Origin of the sequence: Faecalibacterium sp. DFI.5.82 (genome assembly GCF_029076575.1) — a bacterium.
GTDB classification, from domain to species: Bacteria; Bacillota; Clostridia; order Oscillospirales; family Ruminococcaceae; genus Faecalibacterium; species Faecalibacterium duncaniae.
Genome location: NZ_JARFIS010000749.1, coordinates 1 through 301 on the forward strand (window position 1 = coordinate 1; position 301 = coordinate 301).

Annotated in this window: 1 pseudogene; it reads right to left on the reverse strand. The window is 61.1% G+C overall.

From position 1 onward, the window contains the following. Window positions 1-301, reverse strand: a pseudogene (locus P0G09_RS18735) (hypothetical protein); the annotation flags it as partial.

A 301-nucleotide genomic window follows, 5' to 3' on the forward strand; every position in this document is an offset into this window, starting at 1 on the left:
AGGCGGTAAATGGCAACTCGGCATCAAAGGGGGTGGTGACCAGATCCGGCTCCACCTTGCCTCTCTCGGAGGAAAGCACCCGCAGGTGGGAGGGCAGATAGTCGTTGACCTCCATGAACCGCACAGCGATCAGGCGGTTGAACCATGTATACGCCACTTCCTCCATGATGTACTGGTTGGCGGTGGCGTAATCGGTGTCGGCCTCCTTCTCCCGGATGGCGCTCACCAGCTGCCTCCGCTGCTTGATGGCCTCGCCTGCCACCAGATACGGCTCCGCTGCGCCGATATCGTAGATCTGGGC